Raw genomic sequence first — 25,651 nt, 5'->3', positions numbered from 1 at the left:
GTTATTGAATATCAATATTAAAAATATTTTGGTTAACTATTTTTAATATGCTTCAGCGAATCAATTAGTGTAATTGACGCTTTTTTCTCGCTTGGTGTGTGATCCTTATCACTTAAAAATATTGCAAACACCGAAAAGGTAGTTATTTCTTCTGTTTTTAGGCATTTAGTTGTAAATATATTCTGCATCAGTACACTTGCCCCGATTTCAAATTGAGCTATTGCTCTAATGATGTAAGAGATTAAGCAAATAATAAATTTGCATACCCGGGGACAAATGATGAAAAAGAAATTATTAACCGTGGCAGTAAGCGCCATGCTGTTAGGGGCAACGACTCAAGTAAGTGCAGCAGGCTTTCAATTAGCTGAATATTCTTCTACAGGTTTAGGCCGTGCTTTTGCTGGTGAAGCTGCGATGGCGGATAATGCTGGCGCCCAAACTAAAAACCCTGCCATGTTGACTTACCTTGAAGGTCGCCAATTGTCTGCAGGTGCTATTTATATTATGCCTAATGTTGATGTGCTGGGTGAAACCAGTATTTCATCGCCTTTATTAGGGGCTGATCCAATTGTTATCCCAAGCAACGCCATCGATTTTGCCGGTGATGCGCTTATCCCAAATTTTTATTACTCGAATCAGTTAAACGATAACTGGACTTGGGGCCTGGCTTTTCATTCAAATTACGGTTTAGCGACAGAATTGGATGCAACTCATTCAGCAGCGATATTTGGTGATGATACTGCAATCACCACCGTAGAATTTAACCCAAACATTGGCTATAAAATCAATGATGCGGTTAGCATTGGTGCAGGTCTGCGTATTGTTTACGGTGAAGGTAATGTTGGCGCATCAATGCCAGGTTGGATTGATGGTATTAAAGCTCAGTTGCCTGATTTAGCACCTATGCTTCCGGCTGCTGGCACAAGTCTTAAGTACATGGAAGGTGATGATATTGCCATCGGTTGGAAAATTGGTTCTAGCTGGCAGATTAATGACAAGCACCGTTTAGGTTTTGCTTATCACAGTGGGGTAGAGCTAGAACTGGACGGCCATGCGTCTGGGCTACTTTATGACGGTGGTCAAAATGTTAGTATTGAAGGTTACTTACCGATTGAGATCCCTGCATTTGCAGAGCTTGCATCTCATCACCAATTAACTGAAAACTGGGCCATGCACGCCAGCGTTAACTGGACTCAGTGGAGTGTTTTTGATGAGTTAGTAGCATACTTCCCTGGCGAAACTAAGCCAATTGACTCAACAACGGGTTTACCATTGGAGTCTGATTTAGTTAAAGAAGAGAACTTCAAAGATAACTGGCGTTTTGCTGTCGGTACTACATACCAACTTAACGACAAGTGGTTAGTTCGTGGCGGTATGGCACTAGATCAAGGTGCTGCGCAAGACGAATACCGTTCAACAACAATCCCAGATTCAGATCGTTTATGGTTTAGTGCCGGTGCGGGTTATCAAGCCAGTAAAAACCTTACGGTTGATTTTGCCATCACTTACATCAAAGGCATTGGTGATGCACCAATTGATGAGACTCAAGACTTATTAGGTTTAGCGTCTGTGAACTACAGCGGTGATGTTGAAGCCGATGTGTGGTTAGCAGGTGTGCAGTTTAGCTACAAAATGTAGTCGACAGTATTATTAATACATTTAAAGCCTCGCAATTGCGGGGCTTTTTGTTATTTGAAAATCATAAGACTAATATCGATACGCCAGCTATATTTGACAAGCCAAAGTATGAAGTAAAGCCATCGTCATATGCTAAGTTATTAGGTGCTTACTGGCTTTACCCCAAAGTGACATAGCATGTCTAGGTAGAATAAACCCTTATAACTGTGATGACAGCACAAGCATTGCAATGTAAAGCATGATAAATCACATAAATAAACGGGTAGTTGATTCACTACTTTCAGTTTATGTGAACAAACTAAAATAAATAATATGAGATAGTGATATGCAAGCTAAGAAATACATTATTGCATTAGATCAAGGCACAACCAGCTCTCGTGCCATTGTATTTGACCATAAAGCCAACATGGTTGCGGTAGCGCAGCGTGAGTTTACCCAGATTTATCCTCAGGCCGGTTGGGTCGAGCATGATCCAATGGAGATTTGGTCATCTCAAAGTTCATCATTGATTGAAGTGCTATCTCGAGCAGGTATTAGCGGTGATGATGTTGCCGCTATGGGCATCACCAACCAACGTGAAACCACCGTAGTGTGGGATAAAAAAACCGGCAAGCCGATTTATAACGCCATTGTGTGGCAGTGTCGTCGCAGCCAAAGTATATGCCAGCAACTCAAAGCCGATGGTTATGAAGCTTATATTAAATCCGCCACAGGCTTGGTGCTCGACCCGTACTTTTCCGCCTCAAAAATCAAGTGGATTCTAGATAATGTTGAAGGTGCAAGAGAAAAGGCCGAGGCCGGTGAGTTGTTATTTGGCACCATAGATACCTGGCTGGTGTGGAAGCTCACAAAAGGCAAAGTACATGTTACTGAACCCACCAACGCCTCACGGACCATGTTGTTTAACATCCATCAGCAGCAGTGGGATGACAAGTTATTAACGGCCTTTGGTATTCCGGCTTCGATGTTACCTGAAGTGAAACCCTCTTGTGCGGTCTACGGTTCAACCAGCATTGTCGGTGGCGATATTACCGTGGCGGGTATGGCAGGGGATCAGCAATCGGCATTATTTGGTCAATTATGTTTTGAACCTGGAATGGCCAAAAATACCTATGGCACAGGCTGTTTTTTACTGATGAACACCGGTGATAAGGCAGTGGTATCGGATCATGGCCTATTAACCACCATTGCTATAGGCGCTGATTTAAAGGTTAACTATGCCCTTGAAGGGGCAGTATTTATGGGCGGCGCGGTGATCCAATGGCTGCGGGACGAAATGGGCTTGATCCAAGATGCTCATGACACTGAATACTTTGCCAATAAAGTGGAGGACACCAATGGGGTATATTTAGTACCAGCCTTTGTCGGCTTGGGCGCTCCGTATTGGGAAGCGGATGCCAGAGGCGCGATTGTCGGACTTAGCCGCGGGGTTAATCGTAGCCATATTATTCGCGCAGCGTTAGAAGCCATTGCATATCAAAGCAAGGATTTACTCGAGGCAATGATACAAGACTCAGGGGTCGAACTTAAACAAATCCGCGTTGATGGTGGCGCAGTGGCAAATGAGTTTTTAATGCAGTTCCAAGCCGACATCAGCAATGTTGATGTGATCCGTCCGCAAGTGACTGAAACCACAGCCATGGGAGCAGCCTTTTTAGCAGGTCTTGCGGTTAACTTTTGGCAGTCTACAGAAGAGTTACAAAACATTGCCGTGGCTGATAAGCATTTTTCACCAGCAATGGATGATAGCTGTCGTCAGGATTTGTATCGCGGATGGAAAAAGGCGGTGAGGAAAACCATCGGCTAAAGGGCATTTTTAAATCACTGGTAAACGACTAAATTTCAATATCAATATGCTTGAAGTTTGTATCGTCGTTAGTGGCCGGATTTGCATCATCGGTGTTGTTGGTTTGAGCAAGCTGTTTTCTGGTTAATGGCGCTGGTGGCAATTGTGTTTGCGGCGCTTCATGGCTATCAGCACTGATAACAGCTGAGTCAGTGACTTTTTTCACCTCTTTTTTAGGCGTGGTAACCTGCCTTGGCGGTCTGGCAGTCACAGCATAGAGAATATCTAGGTTCATTATTACCTCCTTCAAGGCTGTATTCAGTATATCTTGTTATCGGCCGTTTTGATTGTAAATTGAGCGGCTAATGGTTTGAATATATGACGCCAGCAGTCATCCTTGTTTGAGGATGTTTTAGCGTAAAGGCAATATTAAAAGTTTGGAATTTGCTTAGGTTTAAAAGCGCAAGGCTGCAATAAAATTTGTTGAACTGGTTTTTCTCACATCGTGAGCGAATATTTATTATACAAGATATAACTTTGATACAGTGGGCATTGTCATTTTAAGATGATAATGGTCAATTTTTAGCACATTTTAGTCACATTTTACTCGATAGAGTCGTTGTTATGTGTATGGTTTCGTTCATTTAGCCCCATAAAATCCACTTTCCTCCACCTAGAACAAATTAAATCAAATTTGCTGCGAACCCGCTTCAGAACTGGATTTAATTAATCTTCTCATCCCTTGACAATACTTGTGTTGTGTCCCTAAACTTAAGGGTTGTGGGGAATTGTGGATTTTTGTGGGAATTTTAATAACAAATCATAGGGATTAATGATCGTGTTTCGGGGCGCCAGTGCGATAAATATGGATGCAAAAGGACGGATCGCAATACCAATGCGATACCGAGAATCCTTGCGTGTTGAGCACAGTGGCATTGTCGTCATCACCGTTGATATCCAATCAGCTTGTTTATTGATTTATCCAATCCATGAATGGGAACTGATAGAAGCAAAACTAATGCAGCTGTCAGACACCAATCACATTGAACGATCCATGAAACGAAGATTATTAGGCCACGCTCATGAATGTGAGTTAGATGGTAATGGTCGTGCGCTCGTTCCCCCCGCATTAAGACAATTTGCCAGCCTGCAAAAGAAAACCATGCTGGTGGGTTTGCTGAATAAGTTTGAGTTGTGGGATGAAGCCGCTTGGCAGTTGCAGATGGACGAAAGTCATCAGCTAATTCAAGCAGAAGATCTCACTAGCCATGAAAGATTAGCTAATTTTTCATTATAAATAATTAATTAAGAAGAGTCTGATGAGCCAAGAATTTGCCCATTTATCTGTACTGCTACAAGAAACCGTTGATGGTTTAAATATCCAAGCGGATGGCATCTATATTGATGGCACCTTTGGTCGTGGTGGTCATTCAAGGCATGTGCTGAGTCAGCTCGGTGAAAACGGCCGCTTGATTGCCATCGATAGAGATCCGCAAGCCATTGAAGCGGCTAAACAGTTCGCCGATGATCCTCGCTTTCAAATTGTGCATGGTGGCTTTGGCCAGTTGGCCGAATACGTTACTGAGTTGGGTTTGAAAGGCAAAATCAATGGCGTGTTATTGGATTTAGGCGTGTCTTCACCGCAATTAGATGATGCTGAGCGTGGTTTTAGTTTTTTACGTGATGGTCCATTGGATATGCGTATGGATAACAGCCAGGGTCAAACGGCCGCTCAGTGGTTAGCGAGAGCTGAAATTGAAGATATGGCTTGGGTATTTAAAACCTATGGCGAAGAGAAAAACTCGCGTCACATCGCTCGCTGTATTGCTGCTGATCGAGATGAAAAACCCTTTTTAAGAACCAAAGATTTAGCTGACCTTATTGCCCGAATTACTAAAAATAAAGAGCGTAATAAGCATCCTGCAACGCGGGTGTTCCAGGCGATTAGAATTTATATCAATAGTGAATTAGAGCAAATTGATCAAGCCCTTGAAGGTGCTGTGTCGGTACTGGCCCCAGAAGGGCGTTTATCGGTGATCAGTTTCCATTCATTAGAAGATCGTATGGTGAAGCGCTTTATTCGTCGCCATAGCCAAGGTGAAAGCGTACCTCATGGCTTGCCCATCACTGAAGCTGAAATTAATAAATCTAAAAAGTTAAAAGCCATTGGTAAGGCGATGAAGCCTTCTGATGTCGAAATTGAACAAAACCCACGAGCAAGAAGCTCGGTGTTGCGCGTTGCGCAGCGACTTGATTATTAATTACTGAGGTTATATTGGCACCGTCATCAATCAATTTATCCCGCATTGTGTTAGCCGATATTTGGCAGCACAAGTGGATATTATTGCTGACGCTAATTGTAGTCGGCAATGCGATGAGTGTGGTGTATACCAGCTATGCGACCCGAAAACAGACCTCGCAATTAGATCAGCTATTACAAGAACGTGATCGTTTAGATATTGAATGGCGCAACTTGTTGCTGGAAGAGCAATCTAAGTCAGAACACAGTCGAGTGACAAGGATCGCCACTAAAGATTTAAAAATGGTGCGACCACTACCTAAAGAAGAAGTGGTTATAAGGCTGCAATGAGAAAGGAATAATGAGCAGACAAGCTAAACGTAAATTAAACCCTGAACTGATCCCATGGCGACTATTCGTTGTGGTGGGTTTTGTGCTGCTGCTGTTTACTGCGTTAATTGCCCGTGCCGCCTATATTCAAATTATTGAGCCTGAAAAACTACGTCACGAAAGTGACATGCGCACCTTACGCACCACCAGTAATCAAGTACAGCGCGGCCTAATCACCGACAGAAATGGTGAAATGCTGGCAGTGAGTGTGCCAGTACGAGCTGTGTGGGCTGATCCTAAAATATCCCACGATAAAGATGCATTTAAAGATATGCGCCGCTGGAAAGCGCTGGCAGATATTTTACATGAGCCAGTTGATGAGATTGTGAGTAAGGTGCAGCGCGACCCTAAAAGGCGCTTTATTTACCTTAAGCGTCAAGTGACCCCTGCGGTAGCGGAATACATCAAGCAACTGAAAATTGCTGGCATCTATTTAAAGTCTGAATCACGCCGCTATTATCCCGCAGGTGAAACTGCCGCCCAGCTAGTGGGTTTAACTAATATTGATGATGTAGGCATTGAAGGCATCGAAAGTGCTTACGATAGCTGGCTTACTGGTACCCCTTCAAAACAAAAAGTCCGTAAATCCCGCGATGGTAAAGTAGTACAGCGTTTAGATATGGTGGAAGAAGGCGAGAGCTCAAATGATTTAGTCTTGAGTATCGATCAACGCATTCAGCAGCTAGCTTATCGCGAATTAAAACGCGCCACAGAAATAAACCAAGCCACTTCAGGCTCAGTGGTGGTACTTGATGTACACACCGGCGAAGTACTGGCGATGGTGAATACACCGTCATATAACCCCAATTCTCGAGAAAACTTACAATCTCACCGCATGCGCAACCGCGCCTTAACCGATACTTTTGAGCCGGGCTCCACTGTAAAACCTTTTGTGGTCGCAGCTGCGCTGCAAGCGGGCACTGTTGAACGTGATGATATGATTAACACCTCACCAGGCTGGATGCGTGTTGGTGGCCGTCAAGTGCGTGATACGGTTAATTACGGCAATATGACCTTAGATAAAATCTTGGTTAAGTCTAGTAACGTGGGGATCAGTAAAGTCTCTTTATCGATGCCCGTGCAAGAATTATTGGGGACTTACCAGTCAATGGGCTTGGGTAATTATTCAGGAATTAACTTAGCAGGTGAAAGCGCCGGCCTTATCCATGATCGTCGTCGTTGGTCTGACTTTGAACGCGCGACCTTATCTTATGGCTATGGTTTAACGGCCACCCCACTGCAATTAGCCAGAATGTATGCCACTTTAGGTAGCGGCGGTGTCTTGTATCCAGTATCAATTTTAAAGCTAAAACAAGCACCTAAAGGTGAACAAGTTATTTCACAGCAAGTCGCCCAAGATGTCATGGAAATGATGCTAGGGGTAACTGAACGTGGCGGCACCGCCACCAAAGCCCATATTGATGGTTATCCTATTGCGGGTAAAACGGGTACTAGTCGTAAGTCTGTCGCCGGTGGTTACGGTGATGATTATGTCGCACTGTTTGCCGGGGTTGCGCCAGTGCATAATCCCCGTTTAGCTATTTCTATTGTGGTTAATGAACCCAAAGGCGACCGTTATCACGGTGGCGATGTGGCAGGCCCCGTATTTGCAAAAATTATGTCTGGTGCGTTACAGATGCTGAATGTAGAACCATTAAATGAACAAGAAAAAGTTAAATTGGCCGCCATTGCTAAGAGGGCTGAATAATGCTGCTTAGTGATTTATTAGCACCCTGGTTTCATTATGCTGGCGTTGAGTCAGTGGATACGCTGAGCCTTGATAGCCGCCAAGTATCCCAAGGTGGTTTATTTGTCGCCTTGCCAGGCCACAAGGTTGATGGCCGTAAATTTATCAGTAAAGCCATTGAAAGTGGTGCAGTGGGGGCGTTAATTCATACCGATAACCCTGATGAACATGGTCAAGTTGAATACCAAGATAATGGCGCGGTGCTGATATCGTTTTTTCAATTAACTCGGCAGCTTTCGGCTGTTGCAGCGCAGTTGTATCCGGTTAATCATTCACCAATGGCGATTATTGGGGTTACGGGAACTAATGGTAAAACTTCTGTTAGCCAGCTTATTGCGCAATTGGTATCACTTAAACAGCAAAAAGCTGCAGTCATGGGTACATTGGGCAATGGTGTTTGGGGTCAATTAATCGATAGTGGCAATACCACTGCTGATGCCATTACTTTGATCCGTCAATTACACCAATTTCAAGCCGAACGGGTCAATGTGTGCGCCATTGAAGTCTCCAGTCATGGCTTAGTGCAAGGCCGAGTGGAAGCCGTGCCTTTTGATACTGCTATTTTTACTAATTTAAGTCGTGATCACCTTGATTACCATGGTGATATGGATGCTTATGGCGCAGCTAAAAAGCGTCTGTTCACCTTTTCCTGCGTCAAAAATGGTTTGATTAATCTTGATGATGGTGTTGGTCAGCAATGGTTCGATGAGCTAACAACAGATTCCATCTATGGCTTTAGCATTAGCGCCAATAAAACGGCGCAATTTTATACTGACAATATGCAGTTCAATGATGCTGGTGTGCAGTGTGATTTTGTTTACCCACACCTGGATAATCACAGCGGCCAAAAAACGACTTTAGCACTACGCGGACGCATTGTTTCGCCTTTATTGGGTGACTTTAACTTAGCAAACCTTGTGGCAGCCCTAAGTGGCTTGTATTTGCAAGGTTATGACATGCAAGAGTTACTTGAATTAGTGCCACTATTAACGCCCGTTGCTGGTCGCATGGAGCGCTTTAATCAGCCAAAGGGGCCCACCTTGGTAGTTGATTATGCCCATACTCCGGATGCTATCGAACAAGCGTTAAAAGCGCTGCGGATTCATTGTAAAGGCAAGCTTTGGTGTGTCTTTGGTTGTGGCGGTGATAGAGATAAAGGCAAGCGGCCTTTAATGGCCCAAGCGGCCGAGCAGTTTGCTGATACTGTGATGGTCACCAGTGACAATGCTCGTAGTGAAGATCCTGCGGCCATTATTGAGGATGTATTAGCGGGTTTGGCATTTCCTGAGCGTGCACTCACACAAGTTGATCGCATTAAGGCAATTAACACCGTGGCTTCACTGGCTCAAACAGGCGATATTGTGTTGCTTGCAGGTAAAGGCCATGAAACCTATCAAGAGGCCAATGGCATCAGAACTGAATATGATGAAAGAGCACTGGCTATCGAACTCACTCAGCCAACGTCTAACATGGCATTAAAGGAGCGCTTATGATTGCCCTGATGCTTTCACAGTTGGCGCAAACCCTTAGTGGCAAGCTCGTGGGCGATGACATTTGTATTGATGATGTCAGCAGTGATAGCCGAGCGATGCAAGCCAATACCTTATTTGTGGCGTTAAAAGGCTTACGTTTTGATGGCCATAGCTTTGCAAAAACCGCCATTGATAATGGCGCTAAAGCCTTATTGGTTGAACGTCAGCTTGAGCTTGATATTCCGCAAATTTTAGTGGCAAATAGCCAAATAGCCATGGGCGAAATCGGCGCGTTAGTGCGCGCTAAAGTAAACCCTAAAGCCATCGCTTTGACGGGCTCAAATGGCAAAACTACAGTAAAAGAAATGGTGGCAGCTATTTTAAGCCAGCATCATAGCGTGCTTTATACCGCCGGTAATTTTAATAATGAAATCGGGGTACCGTTAACCTTATTGCGATTAACCCAAGAGCATGAATATGGCGTTTTTGAACTGGGCGCCAATCATCAAGGCGAGATTAACTATACTTCATCTTTGGTGATGCCTCAGGTGGCGCTGGTAAATAATATCGGCCATGCACACCTAGAAGGTTTTGGTTCAATTGAAGGCGTGGCTCACGCCAAGTCGGAAATCTTTAACCACCTCAGCGCAGATGGCACCGCCATTATCAATGCCGATGATGACTTTGCTGAGTTTATGGCGCAAAAATCAGCCGCATTTAAGCAGCTGCGTTTTTCTAAAGTAGCCACCACAGATGCAGATATTAAAGCATTAGCGCTTAAAGCTGATGCAAGTGGTTGTTATGCCTTTAATTTAGAAGTTTCTGGCCAGTCCCATTTTGTGCAGCTTCCTTTAGCAGGAGAGCATCAGGTCAGTAATGCTTTAGCTGCCAGCGCCATTTGTACTGCATTAGGCGTCGCCCTCAAAGATATTATTAACGGGCTTTCAAGCCTAACGCCAGTAAAAGGGCGAATGGTGCCGCACAAGCTGGGGCGTATTTTACTGGTTGATGATAGTTACAATGCCAACCCAACATCAGTGGACGCTGCGATTAACTGGTTAAAACAAACTCGAGGTTTTCGATGTTTAGTGCTGGGAGATTTGGGTGAATTGGGCGACAATAGCGCCCTTTTGCATGCCGAGGTCGGCCAACAAGCCAAATCAGCGGGTATTGATGCCTTGTTTTGTTGCGGACAGCTAAGCGCTGAAACCAGCAAAGCCTTTGGTTCTGAACACTTTAGTGATTCAAAATTCGTCGCGCAGGCAATGATTAAAAAAGTAAATCAGTTATCGGGTGAGGTAACTATTTTAGTTAAAGGTTCACGAAGCGCAGCAATGGAAACTGTAGTCGAAGTGTTGTTGGATGCCAATGGGCGTGGGGAGTTTGTGTAGATGCTGGCTTATTTAGCTGAGTATTTAACCCAATTTTATAGCGGGTTTAATGTTTTTTCATATGTAACGTTTAGAGCGATCTTAGGTTTGATGACAGGGCTTATTTTCAGCTTGTGGTTTGGTCCTAAATTGATCGAACGTTTGCAGTTATTACAAATTGGCCAAGTGGTCAGAAATGACGGCCCAGAGTCACATTTTAGTAAGCGTGGCACCCCTACAATGGGTGGTTTGCTGATCTTGGCAGGCATATTTGTCAGTGTTTTATTATGGGGTGATTTATCAAATCGATATGTCATCGTCATGCTATTTGTATTAGGTACTTTTGGCGCGATTGGTTTCTTAGATGATTATTTGAAAGTGGTAAAAAAAGACTCTAAAGGTCTGATTGCTCGCTGGAAATATGCATCGCAATCCATAGCGGCATTAGCGGTAGCTATCTATTTATATAGCTCGGCAACGCTGCCGGGTGAAACCCAGCTAGTGGTGCCATTTTTAAAAGATGTGATGCCGCAACTTGGACTGCTTTATATTGTCCTTGCGTACTTCACCATAGTGGGTGCCAGTAACGCGGTTAACTTAACCGATGGTCTTGATGGTTTAGCTATCATGCCAACTGTTATGGTAGCAGCTGCATTTGCATTGATTGCCTATTTATCAGGTCATGCACAGTTTGCGAGTTATTTACATATTCCACACTTGCCGGATGCTGGTGAACTAGTGATTGTATGTACCGCGATAGTCGGGGCTGGTTTAGGGTTTTTATGGTTTAACACCTACCCAGCGCAAGTGTTTATGGGTGATGTAGGCTCATTAGCATTAGGTGCAGGATTGGGCGCCATTGCAGTGTTAGTCCGCCAAGAAGTGTTATTGGTGATTATGGGCGGCGTTTTTGTGATGGAAACGGTGTCGGTGATTTTACAGGTGGGTTCATATAAATTGCGCGGTCAGCGGATTTTTAGAATGGCACCTATTCACCACCATTACGAATTAAAAGGTTGGCCGGAGCCAAGAGTGATTGTGCGCTTTTGGATTATTTCACTATTCCTAGTCATGCTAGGGCTGGCAACGCTTAAGTTAAGGTAGTTAGCAATGCAAACATGCTATTCACACATCGTATTGGGATTAGGCGCAACAGGTATTTCTGTTGTGCGCTACTTAATGTCCCAAGGTATTACCCCACTGGTGATGGATAGCCGCAGAACGCCGCCTGGAAGCGATACTCTGGCAGCAGAGTTCCCTGAGGTTGAACTAATTACTGGTGGCTTTATGTGCCGCTCTTTAGTGCAGGCGCAGCAAATTATTGTCAGTCCAGGCATCGCTATTGATACGCCGGAAATTCGCGCGGCGATGGACATGGGTATTGAAGTGATTGGCGATGTGGAGCTGTTTGCCCGTGCGGTTGCTGAAAAGTCACCTTGCGTGGTAGCGATTACTGGCTCAAACGGTAAAACCACTGTGACTACCTTGGTTTACGACATATTAAAAGCAGCCGGTAAAAAGGTCGCTGTTGGCGGCAATATTGGTATTCCAGTATTAGATTTACTGGCAACCGATGCGGATATTTTTGTATTGGAGCTATCTAGCTTTCAGCTGGAAACCACTTTTAGCTTAAATTGTGTGGCGGCAACCTGCCTTAATATTAGTGAAGATCATATGGATAGATATCATGATCTGCATGCTTATAGAGAAGCTAAGTTACGCTTATATCCACAAAGCCGCTTTGTGATGTTTAACCGTGATGACCCACTGACATTTCCTGATGAGCCAACAAACCAAAATACCTTTGGTTTAGGTGTACCTGAAGGCGATGCTTGGGGGATTGCTGATGGCAAGATTTTCCACGGTGAAAGTGAAATTATGAATCTGCATGAGGTCAGTTTAATCGGCAGTCATAATCACGCCAATTTACTTGCTGCTATGGCACTAACCGATGCTTGCGGTATTGATAAAAAGTTTATGACCGAGGTTGCCAGCAACTTTAAAGGTCTTGAACATCGTTGTGAAATGGCGGGTATTAAGCAAGGCGTTACCTATATAAATGACTCTAAGGCGACTAATGTTGGTGCAACTGTAGCGGCATTAAATGGCTTAAGTGATCATTTAGGTGACTTAGTACTGATTGCTGGCGGAGACGGTAAAGGCTCAGACTTTAAAGAGCTGAGGGAGTCGCTCAATAACGTCACTCAATTAATTACCTTTGGTAAAGATGGTGCAAAAATCGCAGCTTTAAAGGCTGATAGTATTCAGGTCAGCGATCTTGCTGCAGCGGTCAATAAAGCCGTAGAAATAACGTTCTCAGGCGATATCGTATTGTTGTCACCAGCTTGTGCGAGTACTGATATGTACAAAAACTTTATGGAACGCGGCAATGACTTTAAGCAATTAGTGGAGCAAATTGCCGATGGCGAAGGCTGAGCAGCAACTTAGCTTATTCCAACAAGTCCTCAAGCGGCCGTGGCCTAATATCTTGTCTGAGAGTGGGCCTAGTGAGCAACTATATGACCGCAGTTTATTGGTTGCGGTAATGGGCTTGATTGCATTTGGTTTTGTGATGGTGATGTCTGCCTCAATGCCAGAAGCGCAAAAACTGACAGATAACCCATTTCATTTTATTTATCGTCATGTGGCGTATTTAATGGGTTGTGGCGTGATTGCTTACGCTGTGCTCAATATAGAAATGAAAACCTGGGAACGCTATAGCGCGTATTTGGTGCTGGCTGTGTTACTGATGCTGGTTGCAGTCTTGATTGTCGGAACCACAGTTAATGGCGCGACGCGCTGGTTAAGTGTTGGACCGGTGCGAATTCAAGTGGCTGAAATCGCAAAGTTTGTGTTTATTGTTTACATGGCGGGATATTTAGTCCGTCGTCATGGTGAATTAAGGGAGAACAGTAGGGGTTTTATTAAGCCTATTATCGTATTTACCTTATTCGCAGTATTGATTTTAGCGCAACCAGATTTAGGTACCGTAGTGGTATTGTTCGTCTGCACTGTAAGTCTGTTATTTCTTGCTGGTGCACGGATTTTAGACTTTTTAGTGTTGATGTTTTTTGGTATTGGCTCGTTTATCTTTTTGGTGATTTTTGAGCCTTACCGGATGCGGCGGGTAACCTCATTTATGGACCCGTGGGAAGACCCATTTGGTAGCGGATATCAGTTGACTCAGTCATTAATGGCTTATGGCCGTGGTGACTTATTCGGTCAAGGTTTAGGTAATAGTATTCAAAAATTATCTTACCTGCCTGAAGCGCATACCGACTTTATCTTTGCCGTGATTGGTGAAGAGTTAGGCTTCGTAGGTATTGTTTGTGTATTAACAGTATTGTTTTTTGTGGCATTTAGAGCCATTCGATTGGGCAATTTATGTTTGAGTATTCAACGCCCGTTTGAAAGTTATTTAGCCTACGGTATTGGTATTTGGATTTGTTTCCAAACAGTGGTTAACGTTGGCGCCAGTATCGGTATGTTACCGACTAAAGGCTTGACGTTACCTTTTATTAGTTATGGTGGCAGTAGTTTGTGGGTGATGACAGCGGCAGCGATGTTATTGATCCGCATCGACCATGAACGGCGAATAAGTTTGATTCAAGCGGTGCAAGGGAGAGTAAAAAAATGAGCCCTAATATGACCAACGCACCGAAATTATTGGTAATGGCGGGCGGTACAGGTGGACATGTGTTCCCTGCATTAGCGGTAGCTAAAGCGTTAGCAGATAAAGGTTGGCAAGTTCGTTGGTTAGGGACGGCCGACAGAATGGAGGCAAGGTTAGTGCCTCAGCATGGGTTTGATATTGAGTTTATCGATATTAAAGGGGTGCGAGGCAATGGCATTATTCGAAAATTAGCCGCGCCTTTTAAAATTTTACGTTCAATCATTCAGGCAAAAGCCTTTATTAATGAATATAAGCCCGATGTTATTTTAGGCATGGGTGGCTTTGCCAGTGGCCCTGGCGGGGTTGCGGCTAAATTATCAGGCATTCCACTGGTGCTGCATGAGCAAAATGCCATCCCAGGAATGACCAACAAGTTGTTATCTAAGATTGCCAGCAAAGTATTGTGTGCATTTCCCAATACATTTTTGCCCGCAGTTAAAGCGGAGGTGGTCGGTAACCCTATTCGTCAAGAGTTGCTTGAGTTAGGACAAAGCGCCAAATTTGCTGAAGATGAAGCCTTAAAAGTATTAGTGGTGGGCGGCAGTTTAGGCGCCAAAATTTTTAACGATGTTATGCCAGCTGTTGTGGCGCATATTAGCCTGCATCATTCGGTGACCGTTTGGCATCAGGTGGGCAAAGGCAATGAAGCGAAAGTAAAAGCGCTTTATCAAGATAAAGGTCAAGCTGCTAGCGTCAATGTAGCTGAGTTTATTGATGATATGGAAGCGGCTTATCGCTGGGCAGATGTGGTTGTTTGCCGTTCTGGTGCATTAACCGTATCAGAGCTGGCAGCCGTAGGACGCGGCAGTATCTTGGTGCCTTATCCACATGCTGTGGATGATCACCAAACTAAAAATGCTTCAGTATTAGTTGAAGCGGGAGCGGCATTTTTATTACCGCAAACCATATTAAATGCAGATAATTTAGCTGAGAAGTTAACCCTCTTTGCTGAAAACCGACAAGTTGTTTCACAGATGGCACATCAAGCCAGAAGTGTTGCTGTATTAGATGCAACCCAACGAGTCGCGAGTATTTGTGCTGAATTAGCACGAAAGGATTGACATGACCAAGACAGAAAAGTACGCCCAATTACGCACCATGATCCCAGAAATGCGACGGATTAAGAAAATCCATTTCGTCGGTATTGGCGGTGCTGGTATGGGTGGAATTGCAGAAGTATTAGTGAATGAAGGCTACCACATCAGTGGATCTGACATCGCTGAAAACACAGTGACACAAAGGTTAGCCAGTTTAGGCGCTAAGATTATTATTGGCCATCAGGCGCAAAGCGTGGTTGATGTGGATGTGGTGGTCGTGTCAACGGCTATTAACAACGAGAACCCAGAAATCATTGAAGCGAAGCAGCGCCGCATTCCTATAGTGCGCCGTGCTGAAATGCTTGCTGAGTTAATGCGTTATCGCCATGGTGTAGCCATTGCAGGCACGCACGGTAAAACCACTACAACTAGCTTAATTGCCAGTGTTTATGGCCAAGCTGAGCGCGATCCGACATTTGTGATTGGCGGCTTATTAAATAGTGCTGGTACTAATGCGCGTTTAGGCACTAGTCGTTATTTGATTGCAGAAGCCGATGAAAGTGATGCCAGCTTTCTGCATTTGCAGCCAATGGTGAGTGTGGTTACCAATATTGAAGCTGATCATATGGATACCTATGGCGGCGATTTTGAAAAATTGAAAACAACCTTTGTCGACTTTTTACATAACCTGCCTTTTTATGGTGTTGCGGTGATGTGTATTGATGATGAAGTGATCCAAGAGATTATGCCAAGAGTTGGCCGTCAGGTTGTGACTTACGGTTTCAGTGAGCAAGCAGATGTACAGGCGCTTAACTTCAAGCAAGTTGGTCATCAAAGCCAATTTAGCGTGCGCCGTAAAAACCGTGATGATTTAGATATCGTGTTAAATCTACCTGGCGAACACAATGTACTTAATGCGCTTGCTGCTATTGCAGTGGCATCAGAAGATGAAATAGATGATGAAGCGATTGTAACAGCCCTTGCTGACTTTGAAGGCATTGGGAGACGTTTTCAGCATCTTGGCGAGTTTGATACCGCTAATGGCAAGGTGATGCTAGTTGATGATTACGGTCATCACCCAAGTGAAGTATTGGCAACGATTAAAGCCGCTAGAGCAGGTTGGCCAGATAAGCGTTTAGTGATGGCCTATCAGCCTCATCGTTACAGCCGTACTCGCGACTTATATGATGACTTTATCGAGGTGCTGTCACAGGTAGATGGACTGCTATTACTGGATGTCTATGCCGCTGGCGAAAGTGTCATTCCTGGTGCAGATGGACGCGCTTTATGTCGCTCTATCCGTTTAAGAGGTCAAGTGGAACCGATATTTGTGGCTTCACCTGAGCTATTAACCGATGTATTGCCTGACGTATTGCAAGAGGGTGATTTATTGCTAACCCAAGGTGCAGGTAATATCGGCGCTTTGTCCAAATTGCTAGCTACAACCAATTTAGGTTTTGATAATTTAAACAATGCTAAAAGTGGTGAGTAATTTTTGCACTATAAATGATTGTAAAATAGATACTTTATTACAATCGGTATGCTAGATATAATGGTGAATTGGCCAATGAAAGTGACATTGTACATTGTGGAGTTACAGTAACCGTGGCGTGGAGTGATAAAGCCCGTCAGTTACGAAGCCATTTGAGTGAAATCAACTGGTACTTGTATACCGGGTTATTGTTTTTGCTCATGGTGTTAATGACCATTGTCTGGGCCAGTTTAAAGTTAAATACGCTGCTTAATGATGCAGATGCCTTGCCCATTGAGGCCGTAGCAATTCACGGCGAGCGTTTATATACCAGTGACGCAGATATTCAAGCGGCGCTACAGGCCTTGATGCAGAGCAGCTTTTTTAGTGCCGATGTGGTTGAAGTGCAGCACGCTTTAGAGGCTTTACCTTGGGTATATCGCGCCTCAGTCAGACGCGAATGGCCAGCTAAGTTGAAAGTGAACTTGCAAGAGCAACAAGCGGTAGCGCATTGGAATGGCAATGATTGGCTTAATGTGGACGGTGAAGCGTTTAAAGCCCAGGCCCATCCCATGATTAATGCCTTGCCTATGTTGTCAGGTCCTGAGGATATGTCAGCTGAAGTGTTAACTAGCTATCAGCAATTAGCAGATTTATTAAGTATTAATGGCTTTACCTTAGCAAGTTTAAGTTTAAGCCCACGCCATGCTTGGCATGCAACATTAGATAACGGCATTCTTCTTGAATTAGGTCGAGAAGATAAGATGTCGAGAATACAAAGATTTATAAATGTTTACCCTGAAATAATACAAAATAAAAAGCCAATAGCGACAATTGATTTGCGCTATGACACAGGTGTCGCAGTTGGCTGGGATGATACTAAAACAGAGAGTCGACATTAATGACCAAGAATCAGGAAAGAAATCTTATCGTAGGCTTAGATATCGGTACATCTAAGGTCGCAGTTATTATTGGCGAAGTACTGCCAGATGGCGAGATAAGCGTGGTTGGTTTAGGTAATCACCCTTCTCGTGGTATGGACAAGGGCGGCGTAAATGATCTGGATTCGATTGTAAGAAGTGTACAACGTGCATTAGACCAAGCTGAATTGATGGCCGATTGCCAAGTATCATCAGTGTATTTAAGTATTTCAGGTAAACATATCGCCTGCCAAAACGAAAACGGCATGGTGTCAATTAATGACGAAGAAGTTACCCAAGAAGATGTGGACAATGTCATCCATACAGCTCGTTCGGTGAAAATCCCGACAGAGCGAAGAATTTTGCATGTGTTACCACAGGAATACTCAATTGACGTTCAAGACGGGATAAAAAGCCCAATTGGTATGTCGGGTATGCGAATGGAAGCCAAAGCGCACATCGTTACTTGTGCTAACGACATGGCGAAAAATATCACTAAGAGCGTTGAGCGCTGCGGCCTAACTGTTGATGACTTGGTGTTTGCAGGTATTGCATCAGCTGACTCAGTGCTGACCAATGATGAAAAAGATTTAGGCGTGTGTATTGTTGATATCGGTGGTGGCACCACAGATATTGCGGTTTATACCAACGGTGCACTAAGGCATTGCGCAGTGATATCAGTCGCAGGCAATCAAGTCAGTAGTGACATAGCTAAAATATTTAGAACACCGCTGACCCATGCAGAGCAAATCAAAGTACAGTTTGCCAGCGCCAGAAGCGCTATGGTTAGTCGCGAAGATAGCATTGAAGTCCCCTCAGTTGGTGGCAGACCTTCTCGCAGTATGTCACGTCATACGTTAGCAGAGGTTGTCGAGCCAAGGTATCAAGAGCTATTTGAATTAGTGCTTAAAGAATTAACTGACAGTGGTTTAGAAGATCAAATTGCTGCAGGGATCGTGTTAACAGGCGGTACATCAATGATTACCGGCGCGGTGGATATTGCTGAAGCAACATTTGGCATGCCAGTAAGGGTTGCATCACCGCTACCAGTTAAAGGATTAAATGAATATGTAGATCAACCTATTTACGCTACAGGAATAGGTTTGCTTCATTACGGCGCCAGACGCGTAATCGAACGTCAGTTCGAACGTCCTGAACGTCAAGGGGTTACCAGTCTTTTGAATCGGGTCAAAAGCTGGTTTAAGGGTGAATTTTAATAACGCAGACAAACGGAGATCAGACTATGTTTGAGATCATGGACACTCATAACGACGAAGCGGTGATTAAAGTCATCGGCGTCGGTGGTGGCGGCGGTAACGCAGTCGAACATATGGTAAAGCACAGCATCGAAGGTGTTGAATTTATCGTAACTAACACGGATGCTCAGGCATTACGTAAGTCAGGTGCTGGTTCAACTATTCAATTGGGGCGTGATGTCACCAAAGGTTTAGGTGCTGGAGCAAACCCTGATGTTGGTCGTCAAGCGGCAGAAGAAGATAAAGAAAACATTCGTGCAGCAATCAAAGGATCTGACATGATCTTTATTGCCGCAGGTATGGGCGGTGGTACCGGTACTGGTGCAGCCCCTGTTGTGGCTGAAATTGCCCGTGAAGAAGGCATTTTAACCGTTGCTGTAGTCACAAAGCCTTTTCCATTTGAAGGCAAAAAACGCATGTTATTTGCTGAGCAAGGTATTGCAGAGCTGGCAAAGCATGTTGATTCATTGATTACTATACCTAACGAAAAGTTATTGAAAGTATTGGGCCGTGGTACATCATTATTAGATGCATTTGCTGCAGCTAATAACGTATTGCTAGGCGCAGTGCAGGGTATTGCTGAGTTAATTACTCGTCCTGGTTTAATCAACGTGGATTTCGCCGACGTTAAAACGGTTATGTCTGAAATGGGTAATGCCATGATGGGTACAGGCGTTGCAACTGGTGATGATCGCGCTGAAGAAGCGGCAGAAGCTGCTGTGGCTAGTCCATTACTAGAAGATATTGATCTTGCTGGCGCTCGTGGCGTATTGGTGAATATCACCGCTGGTTTAGATATCAGTATTGAAGAGCTAGAAACAGTGGGTAACCACGTTAAAGCTTATGCATCTGATAACGCAACAGTAGTAGTCGGTGCAGTAATTGATCCTGAAATGAGCGAAGAGCTACGCGTAACTGTAGTTGCTACAGGTATCGGCGCAGAGAAAAAGCCTGATATTCAATTAGTGACAAAACCAGTTTCACGCCCAGAGCCTGCACCAATTGAAGTTAAAGCTGAGCCAGTTGAAGAGCAAGTTGCGGCAACAAATTATGTTGCACCAACAGGTAATGCTGTTCCTGCTCAGCAACCAGTAGCACAGCCAACAGCTCGCGCAGATGGTGACTATTTAGATATCCCAGCATTTTTACGTAAACAAGCTGATTAATTACAGTTTGGTAGTAAAGTTAGAATGTTGAATGCATAAGATGTTGATAAAATGTTGCTTGTGTAAGTAGAGGCGTATTAAAAACCACTAAATGGTACTTTTTTTGTGAAAAGGCAATTTTATGGTAGTATACCGCCTCAGCTTGCTGGGTAAACTCAGTATATATAGCGCATGAATGTTTATTTTAAAGTGATTAAAACGGGTAACTGAATGATTTTTCAAAGAACTGTTCAAAAGATGGTGAAGAGTACTGGTGTCGGGCTTCATTCCGGCAACAAGGTCACTCTGTGCATTATGCCCGCACCTGTCAATACTGGTATCGTACTTCGTCGTACAGATTTAAGCCCTGCAGTGGAAATTCCTGCTAAGGCTCATCTTGTGCGTGAAACAACTATGTGTACGGCATTAGTTAATGATGAAGGTGTTCGCATTTCAACTATCGAACATTTATTTGCAGCACTTGCAGGCCTTGGCATTGATAACGCAGTTATTGAAGTTGATGCTCCTGAAATCCCGATTATGGATGGCAGTGCAAGTCCGTTTGTTTTTTTACTGCAAAGTGCAGGTATTAAAGAGCAAGCAGTCGCTAAAAAATATATCAAAATCAATAAAACTGTGCGTGTTGAAGACGGCGATAAATGGGCAGAGTTAAAGCCATTTAAAGGCTTTAGAGTGGATTTTAAAATCGACTTTAATCACCCAGAAATCTCTCGTAGTCAGCAGCATATGGTTATGGATTTTTCAACATCTGCATTTGTGAAAGATATCAGCCGTGCAAGAACATTTGGTTTTATGCGAGATATTGAATATCTTCGAGCCAATAACTTAGCACTGGGTGGCAGCATGGAAAATGCCGTCGTGCTTGATGAATATCGTGTCCTTAACCCTGATGGTCTGCGTTATGAGGACGAATTTGTTAAGCACAAAATTCTTGATGCTTTTGGTGATTTATATGTCGCAGGGCATGCCATTGTTGGTGAGTTCTGTGCGTATAAAACGGGTCATGCTTTAAATAACCAATTGGTTAGAGCGTTATTAGCCCAACAAGAAGCGTGGGAGTTAGTCAGCTTTGAAAATGAAGTCGATGTACCGTTAAGCTTTATGGTACCCGGCGCAGCGTCTTTCGCATAATATAGTTAAGATTGCCTATTACGGCTGGCCAATGCAGCCAGCCGTTTTAGTTTTTCACCTAGTGACCCTTCAACATGATCAGCCAACGTTTGTAAATGTTCTGCCGCGACAGGGCTAATAGTTGCGTAATTAGTTGAGGTTTTGCTTGGTGATATTGCTAACCCTGGGTTAACTTTAACCTCTATAGCGGTAAGCATTGGAAGGGTTTCTTCCTTAAGTTGTTGCAGTAATTTGGTCTTTTGGAAGTTTATTCTAGCAGCCCAAGCAGCCGATGTAGTTTCAATTACAAGAACACCCTGCCGAAGATTAGCGACTTTAAGCTGTTCAACAACAGGACCTGTTAAACTCTGCTTTACGTAATTATTAAGTTGATTTAATAGTTCTGCTTTTTCAGCCAATGCCGGTAATTGTCCAGATTGATGTAGTAAGCTACTGAGATCTTGCGGGGGCTTTTTCATATGATAATAAGATGGCTGAGTTAGGCTATGAGTGTAACAGTTTTTATCCAAGGTCGAAACGGAGTAACTCGCTGGCATCCTAGCAAGCGTTGGTTACTTCTACCTATCCTATTAGTTGTAGCGGGAACCGGCATCTATCAACAAAGTGCCGATCGTTTTGCTGAGCAACAAACCAAAGTTGATGAAAATAAAAAGTTGCGCGAGCAACAAAAGCAGCAAGTCATTAGCCTCAAACAAGCAACAGAAACCCAATTAGCCACATTGGTGACTCATGTCGCCTCTATGCAAGCAAAAATTACCCGCCTCGAAGCCCTCGGTCAGCAAGTTGCTGAAAATAATTTACTCGAAGATCAATTCGACTTTGCCACAGAAGTGGGTGTCGGAGGATTGAGTGAAATAGGCACAGGCGTGGAAATAAACCAACTGTTAAATGATATGACCCAGTTGGTATCAAGAATTGATAATAATAATGTTCAGCTGTCTCTACTTGAAACAGTGTCAACTAATCTCCATATAGATGAAGAACGTTATATATCAGGGCGGCCAATCGTAAAAGGTTGGTTATCTTCGCCCTACGGTTTACGGAATGACCCTTTTAATGGTCGTAGAACAATGCATAAAGGTATTGATTTTGCGGGCACTGAAGGCGGCGATGTTATTGCAACTGCTGCAGGTGTAGTAACGTGGTCTGGAAATATGCTTGGATATGGTGGGTTAGTCGAAATTGATCATGGAAATGGTCTTCGAACCCGCTATGGACACAACAAATCTATGTCAGTAAACCTAGGTGACGTCGTTGCCAAAGGCGATAAAATTGCCAGTATGGGAAGCACAGGCCGTTCAACTGGTCCCCACGTGCATTACGAAGTTTTGCGAAACGGACAGCAAATAGATCCAAGAAAGTTCGTCTATCGCAAAGCGAGTTAATAACATTTTCGGTTAAGTCGCTCATTTGAGCTCAACCTACAAGAGATAAGTGATTAAGATGTTAGGCAAATTACTGACAAAAGTATTCGGCAGTCGTAACGACCGTACCTTGAAAGGTTTAGGTAAAGTTGTAACTAAAATTAATGCATTAGAAGCTGAATATGAAAAGCTGACAGATGAACAACTAAAAGCAAAAACAGACGAGTTCCGTCAGCGTATTGAAAATGGTGAAACCTTAGATGCGCTTATGGCAGAAGTATTTGCCACAGTGCGTGAAGCATCTAAACGTGTTTTCGAAATGCGCCACTTCGATGTGCAATTACTCGGTGGTATGGTACTTGATAGTAACCGCATCGCTGAAATGAGAACCGGTGAAGGTAAAACCTTAACCGCAACTCTGCCAGCATATTTAAATGGTATTACCGGTAAAGGCGTCCACGTCATTACCGTGAATGATTACCTTGCACGTCGTGATGCGGAAAATAACCGTCCATTATTTGAATTCCTAGGGCTTAGCGTTGGTATTAACGTGGCAGGCCTTGGTCAAGCAGAAAAGAAAGAAGCGTATAACTCTGATATTACCTACGGGACTAACAACGAGTTTGGTTTCGATTACCTGCGTGACAACATGGCGTTCTCTCCTCAAGAGCGAGTTCAACGTCCGCTGCATTACGCACTGATTGATGAAGTTGATTCAATCTTAATTGATGAAGCGCGTACACCATTGATTATCTCTGGTGCAGCAGAAAATAGCTCTGAGCTATATATCAAAGTAAACACCCTTATTCCTAACCTTATCGTTCAAGAGAAAGAAGATACAGAAGATGAGATTGGTGAAGGTGATTTCAGTATCGATGAAAAAGCCAAACAAGTTCATTTTACAGAGCGTGGCCAAGAAAAAGTTGAATTACTGTTAGTTGAGCTAGGTGTGCTCAATGAAGGTGATTCACTGTATTCAGCAGCTAACATCTCATTACTGCATCACGTAAATGCAGCATTAAGAGCGCATACCTTATTTGAACGTGATGTTGATTACATTGTTCAAGACGGTGAAGTGATTATTGTTGATGAACATACTGGCCGTACCATGCCAGGTCGTCGCTGGTCAGAAGGTTTACATCAAGCTGTTGAAGCAAAAGAAGCAGTCAACATTCAAAATGAAAACCAAACATTAGCGTCAATCACATTCCAGAACTACTTCCGTCAATATGAGAAGCTAGCAGGGATGACAGGTACAGCTGACACTGAAGCATTCGAGTTCCAACATATTTATGGACTTGATACCGTCGTGGTACCAACTAATAAGCCAATGGTACGTAATGATATGCCTGATTTGGTTTATCTTACAGCAACAGAAAAATACAATGCCATCATTGAAGACATTAAAGGTTGTCGCGAACGTGGTCAGCCTGTGCTTGTGGGTACGGTATCAATCGAGCAATCAGAATTATTAGCGACCTTATTAAAGCAAGCTAAGATCCCACATTCAGTATTGAACGCCAAGTTCCATGAAAAAGAAGCAGACATTGTTGCTCAAGCAGGTAGCGCTGGAGTAGTGACTATCGCAACTAACATGGCCGGTCGTGGTACCGATATCGTGTTAGGTGGCAACTGGAAAGTTGAAGTTGATGCATTAAAGGATCCAACTGAAGATCAAATCGCTCGCATTAAAGCAGAATGGCAAGTTCGTCATGATGCAGTTATTGCTTCGGGTGGTTTACATATTTTAGGCACCGAGCGTCACGAGTCACGTCGTATCGATAATCAGCTTCGTGGTCGTGCAGGCCGTCAAGGTGATGCGGGTTCATCGCGCTTTTATCTTTCAATGGAAGATAGCTTAATGCGTATCTTCGCATCTGAAAAAGTATCTGGCATGATGAAAAAACTGGGTATGGAAGAAGGCGAAGCCATCGAACATCCTTGGGTATCTCGTGCAATTGAAAATGCGCAACGTAAAGTAGAAGCGCGTAACTTCGATATTCGTAAGCAATTACTTGAATATGATGATGTCGCTAACGATCAACGCCAAGTTGTTTATTCTCAGCGCAATGAGTTAATGGACGCAGAAAGCATTGAAGACACCATTTCAAATATTGAACAAGATGTCGTTAGTGGTGTGATTGATCAATATATTCCACAGCAGTCTGTAGAAGAGTTGTGGGACGTACCAGGTCTAGAGCAGCGTCTTGCCCAAGAGTTTGGTCTTCAACTAACCATTCAACAATGGTTAGATACAGAAGATGACCTTCACGAAGAAACTTTACGTGAGCGTATTGTATCAAGCTGGAGCGAAGCATATAAAGCTAAAGAGCAGATGGTTGGTGAGCAAGTGCTACGTCAGTTCGAAAAAGCAGTCATGCTACAAACATTAGATGGTCTGTGGAAAGAGCATTTAGCAGCAATGGATCACTTGCGCCAAGGTATTCATTTACGTGGTTACGCACAAAAGAATCCAAAGCAAGAGTATAAACGTGAATCATTTGAGTTATTCCAACAAATGTTGGAGTCACTAAAACACGATGTCATCAGTGTACTCTCTAAGGTACAGGTTCAAGCACAATCAGATGTTGATGATATGGAGCAGCGTCGTCGTGACGAAGAAGCCAAGATCCAACGCGAATACCAGCATGCAGCATCAGAATCGCTAACAGAGAATAAAGAAGCTGAAGCAGCAACGCCAAGAACTGTGATTAGAGACGGTGAGAAAGTTGGCCGTAATGACCCTTGTCCATGTGGCTCAGGTAAGAAGTACAAGCAGTGTCACGGTAAACTGACCTAAAACACCGCAATATTTAATAATTTAAAAGGCAGCTATTTTTAGCTGCCTTTTTTGTACCTAATAAATAGTATAAAAAACAGTCGCCTCAAGTGTTTTTGTGGATAACACTGGGGGTAAAATCTGGGTAACGTGTGATTAATAAAAAAGATCGCAAATAATGCGAAAAACTTTTAAAAAGCCCTTGCACCAAT

General features: G+C 43.7%; 21 protein-coding genes. 19 read left to right on the top strand and 2 right to left on the bottom strand.

The window, feature by feature from the left end:
* Positions 1-279: 279 nt before the first annotated feature.
* Together BCU91_RS03415 and glpK are read left to right on the top strand one after the other, a co-directional pair.
* On the top strand, positions 280-1,638 hold the full coding sequence (locus BCU91_RS03415; protein WP_102476553.1) for an outer membrane protein transport protein: 1,359 nt from the start codon (positions 280-282) through the stop codon (positions 1,636-1,638).
* Positions 1,639-1,963: 325 nt separating this feature from the next.
* Positions 1,964-3,445: a glycerol kinase GlpK gene (glpK, locus tag BCU91_RS03410; protein WP_102530901.1), complete on the top strand. Its 1,482-nt coding sequence runs from the start codon at positions 1,964-1,966 to the stop codon at positions 3,443-3,445.
* Between the two features lie 28 nt (positions 3,446-3,473).
* Here glpK and BCU91_RS03405 read toward each other — a convergent pair whose 3' ends face one another.
* A complete protein-coding gene (locus BCU91_RS03405; RefSeq protein WP_102530900.1) occupies positions 3,474-3,719 on the bottom strand; it encodes a hypothetical protein in 246 nt (81 codons plus the stop codon).
* A gap of 543 nt (positions 3,720-4,262) precedes the next feature.
* Between BCU91_RS03405 and mraZ the strand changes: the two genes are divergently transcribed.
* From mraZ to lpxC, 15 genes are all read left to right on the top strand, one after another.
* Entirely contained in the window at positions 4,263-4,721 is a 459-nt protein-coding gene (gene mraZ, locus BCU91_RS03400) for a division/cell wall cluster transcriptional repressor MraZ (RefSeq protein ID WP_102440224.1), read from the top strand.
* A gap of 22 nt (positions 4,722-4,743) precedes the next feature.
* Complete coding sequence (gene rsmH, locus BCU91_RS03395; protein ID WP_102440209.1) at positions 4,744-5,685, top strand: 16S rRNA (cytosine(1402)-N(4))-methyltransferase RsmH; 942 nt, start codon at positions 4,744-4,746, stop codon at positions 5,683-5,685.
* A gap of 14 nt (positions 5,686-5,699) precedes the next feature.
* Positions 5,700-6,014 (top strand): cell division protein FtsL, encoded by a 315-nt coding sequence (ftsL, locus tag BCU91_RS03390; protein WP_102440210.1) that lies wholly within the window; start codon positions 5,700-5,702, stop codon positions 6,012-6,014.
* Between the two features lie 10 nt (positions 6,015-6,024).
* A complete protein-coding gene (locus BCU91_RS03385) occupies positions 6,025-7,761 on the top strand; it encodes a penicillin-binding transpeptidase domain-containing protein (RefSeq protein WP_102440211.1) in 1,737 nt (578 codons plus the stop codon).
* On the top strand, positions 7,758-9,293 hold the full coding sequence (murE, locus tag BCU91_RS03380; protein ID WP_102476551.1) for a UDP-N-acetylmuramoyl-L-alanyl-D-glutamate--2,6-diaminopimelate ligase: 1,536 nt from the start codon (positions 7,758-7,760) through the stop codon (positions 9,291-9,293). Before BCU91_RS03385 ends, murE begins: the two co-directional genes overlap by 4 nt.
* Positions 9,290-10,663, top strand: coding sequence for a UDP-N-acetylmuramoyl-tripeptide--D-alanyl-D-alanine ligase (gene murF, locus BCU91_RS03375; RefSeq protein WP_102530899.1), 1,374 nt, complete (start codon positions 9,290-9,292; stop codon positions 10,661-10,663). The genes murE and murF overlap by 4 nt, the downstream gene beginning before the upstream one ends.
* Positions 10,664-11,746: a phospho-N-acetylmuramoyl-pentapeptide-transferase gene (gene mraY, locus BCU91_RS03370; protein ID WP_102440214.1), complete on the top strand. Its 1,083-nt coding sequence runs from the start codon at positions 10,664-10,666 to the stop codon at positions 11,744-11,746.
* A 6-nt stretch (positions 11,747-11,752) separates the two neighbouring features.
* Positions 11,753-13,078, top strand: coding sequence for a UDP-N-acetylmuramoyl-L-alanine--D-glutamate ligase (gene murD / locus BCU91_RS03365; RefSeq protein WP_102440215.1), 1,326 nt, complete (start codon positions 11,753-11,755; stop codon positions 13,076-13,078).
* Positions 13,065-14,279: a cell division protein FtsW gene (ftsW, locus tag BCU91_RS03360; RefSeq protein WP_102440216.1), complete on the top strand. Its 1,215-nt coding sequence runs from the start codon at positions 13,065-13,067 to the stop codon at positions 14,277-14,279. The genes murD and ftsW overlap by 14 nt, the downstream gene beginning before the upstream one ends.
* Positions 14,280-14,287: 8 nt before the next feature.
* Positions 14,288-15,376 (top strand): undecaprenyldiphospho-muramoylpentapeptide beta-N-acetylglucosaminyltransferase, encoded by a 1,089-nt coding sequence (gene murG, locus BCU91_RS03355; protein ID WP_102440225.1) that lies wholly within the window; start codon positions 14,288-14,290, stop codon positions 15,374-15,376.
* 1 nt (position 15,377) lies between these two features.
* The gene (gene murC, locus BCU91_RS03350; RefSeq protein WP_102440217.1) at positions 15,378-16,844 is read left to right on the top strand and encodes a UDP-N-acetylmuramate--L-alanine ligase; all 1,467 of its coding nucleotides are present in this window, start codon (positions 15,378-15,380) and stop codon (positions 16,842-16,844) included.
* A 152-nt stretch (positions 16,845-16,996) separates the two neighbouring features.
* A complete protein-coding gene (locus BCU91_RS03345; protein WP_076538400.1) occupies positions 16,997-17,725 on the top strand; it encodes a cell division protein FtsQ/DivIB in 729 nt (242 codons plus the stop codon).
* Positions 17,725-18,960: a cell division protein FtsA gene (ftsA, locus tag BCU91_RS03340; protein ID WP_076537973.1), complete on the top strand. Its 1,236-nt coding sequence runs from the start codon at positions 17,725-17,727 to the stop codon at positions 18,958-18,960. The genes BCU91_RS03345 and ftsA overlap by 1 nt, the downstream gene beginning before the upstream one ends.
* A 26-nt stretch (positions 18,961-18,986) precedes the next feature.
* Entirely contained in the window at positions 18,987-20,165 is a 1,179-nt protein-coding gene (gene ftsZ / locus BCU91_RS03335; protein WP_102440219.1) for a cell division protein FtsZ, read from the top strand.
* A gap of 210 nt (positions 20,166-20,375) precedes the next feature.
* A complete protein-coding gene (lpxC, locus tag BCU91_RS03330; protein WP_076537968.1) occupies positions 20,376-21,296 on the top strand; it encodes a UDP-3-O-acyl-N-acetylglucosamine deacetylase in 921 nt (306 codons plus the stop codon).
* Between the two features lie 5 nt (positions 21,297-21,301).
* Here lpxC and BCU91_RS03325 read toward each other — a convergent pair whose 3' ends face one another.
* Positions 21,302-21,754, bottom strand: coding sequence for a DciA family protein (locus BCU91_RS03325; protein WP_076537966.1), 453 nt, complete (start codon positions 21,752-21,754; stop codon positions 21,302-21,304).
* A gap of 27 nt (positions 21,755-21,781) precedes the next feature.
* Between BCU91_RS03325 and BCU91_RS03320 the strand changes: the two genes are divergently transcribed.
* Positions 21,782-22,681, top strand: coding sequence for a M23 family metallopeptidase (locus tag BCU91_RS03320; protein WP_102440220.1), 900 nt, complete (start codon positions 21,782-21,784; stop codon positions 22,679-22,681).
* Positions 22,682-22,739: 58 nt separating this feature from the next.
* A complete protein-coding gene (gene secA, locus BCU91_RS03315) occupies positions 22,740-25,460 on the top strand; it encodes a preprotein translocase subunit SecA (RefSeq protein ID WP_102440221.1) in 2,721 nt (906 codons plus the stop codon).
* Positions 25,461-25,651: the final 191 nt, after the last annotated feature.

The organism is Shewanella sp. 10N.286.52.B9 (genome assembly GCF_002873635.1).
GTDB lineage: Bacteria > Pseudomonadota > Gammaproteobacteria > Enterobacterales > Shewanellaceae > Shewanella.
The sequence above is the reverse complement of the archived record's forward strand: the minus strand, read 5'-3'. Positions and strand labels throughout refer to the sequence as shown.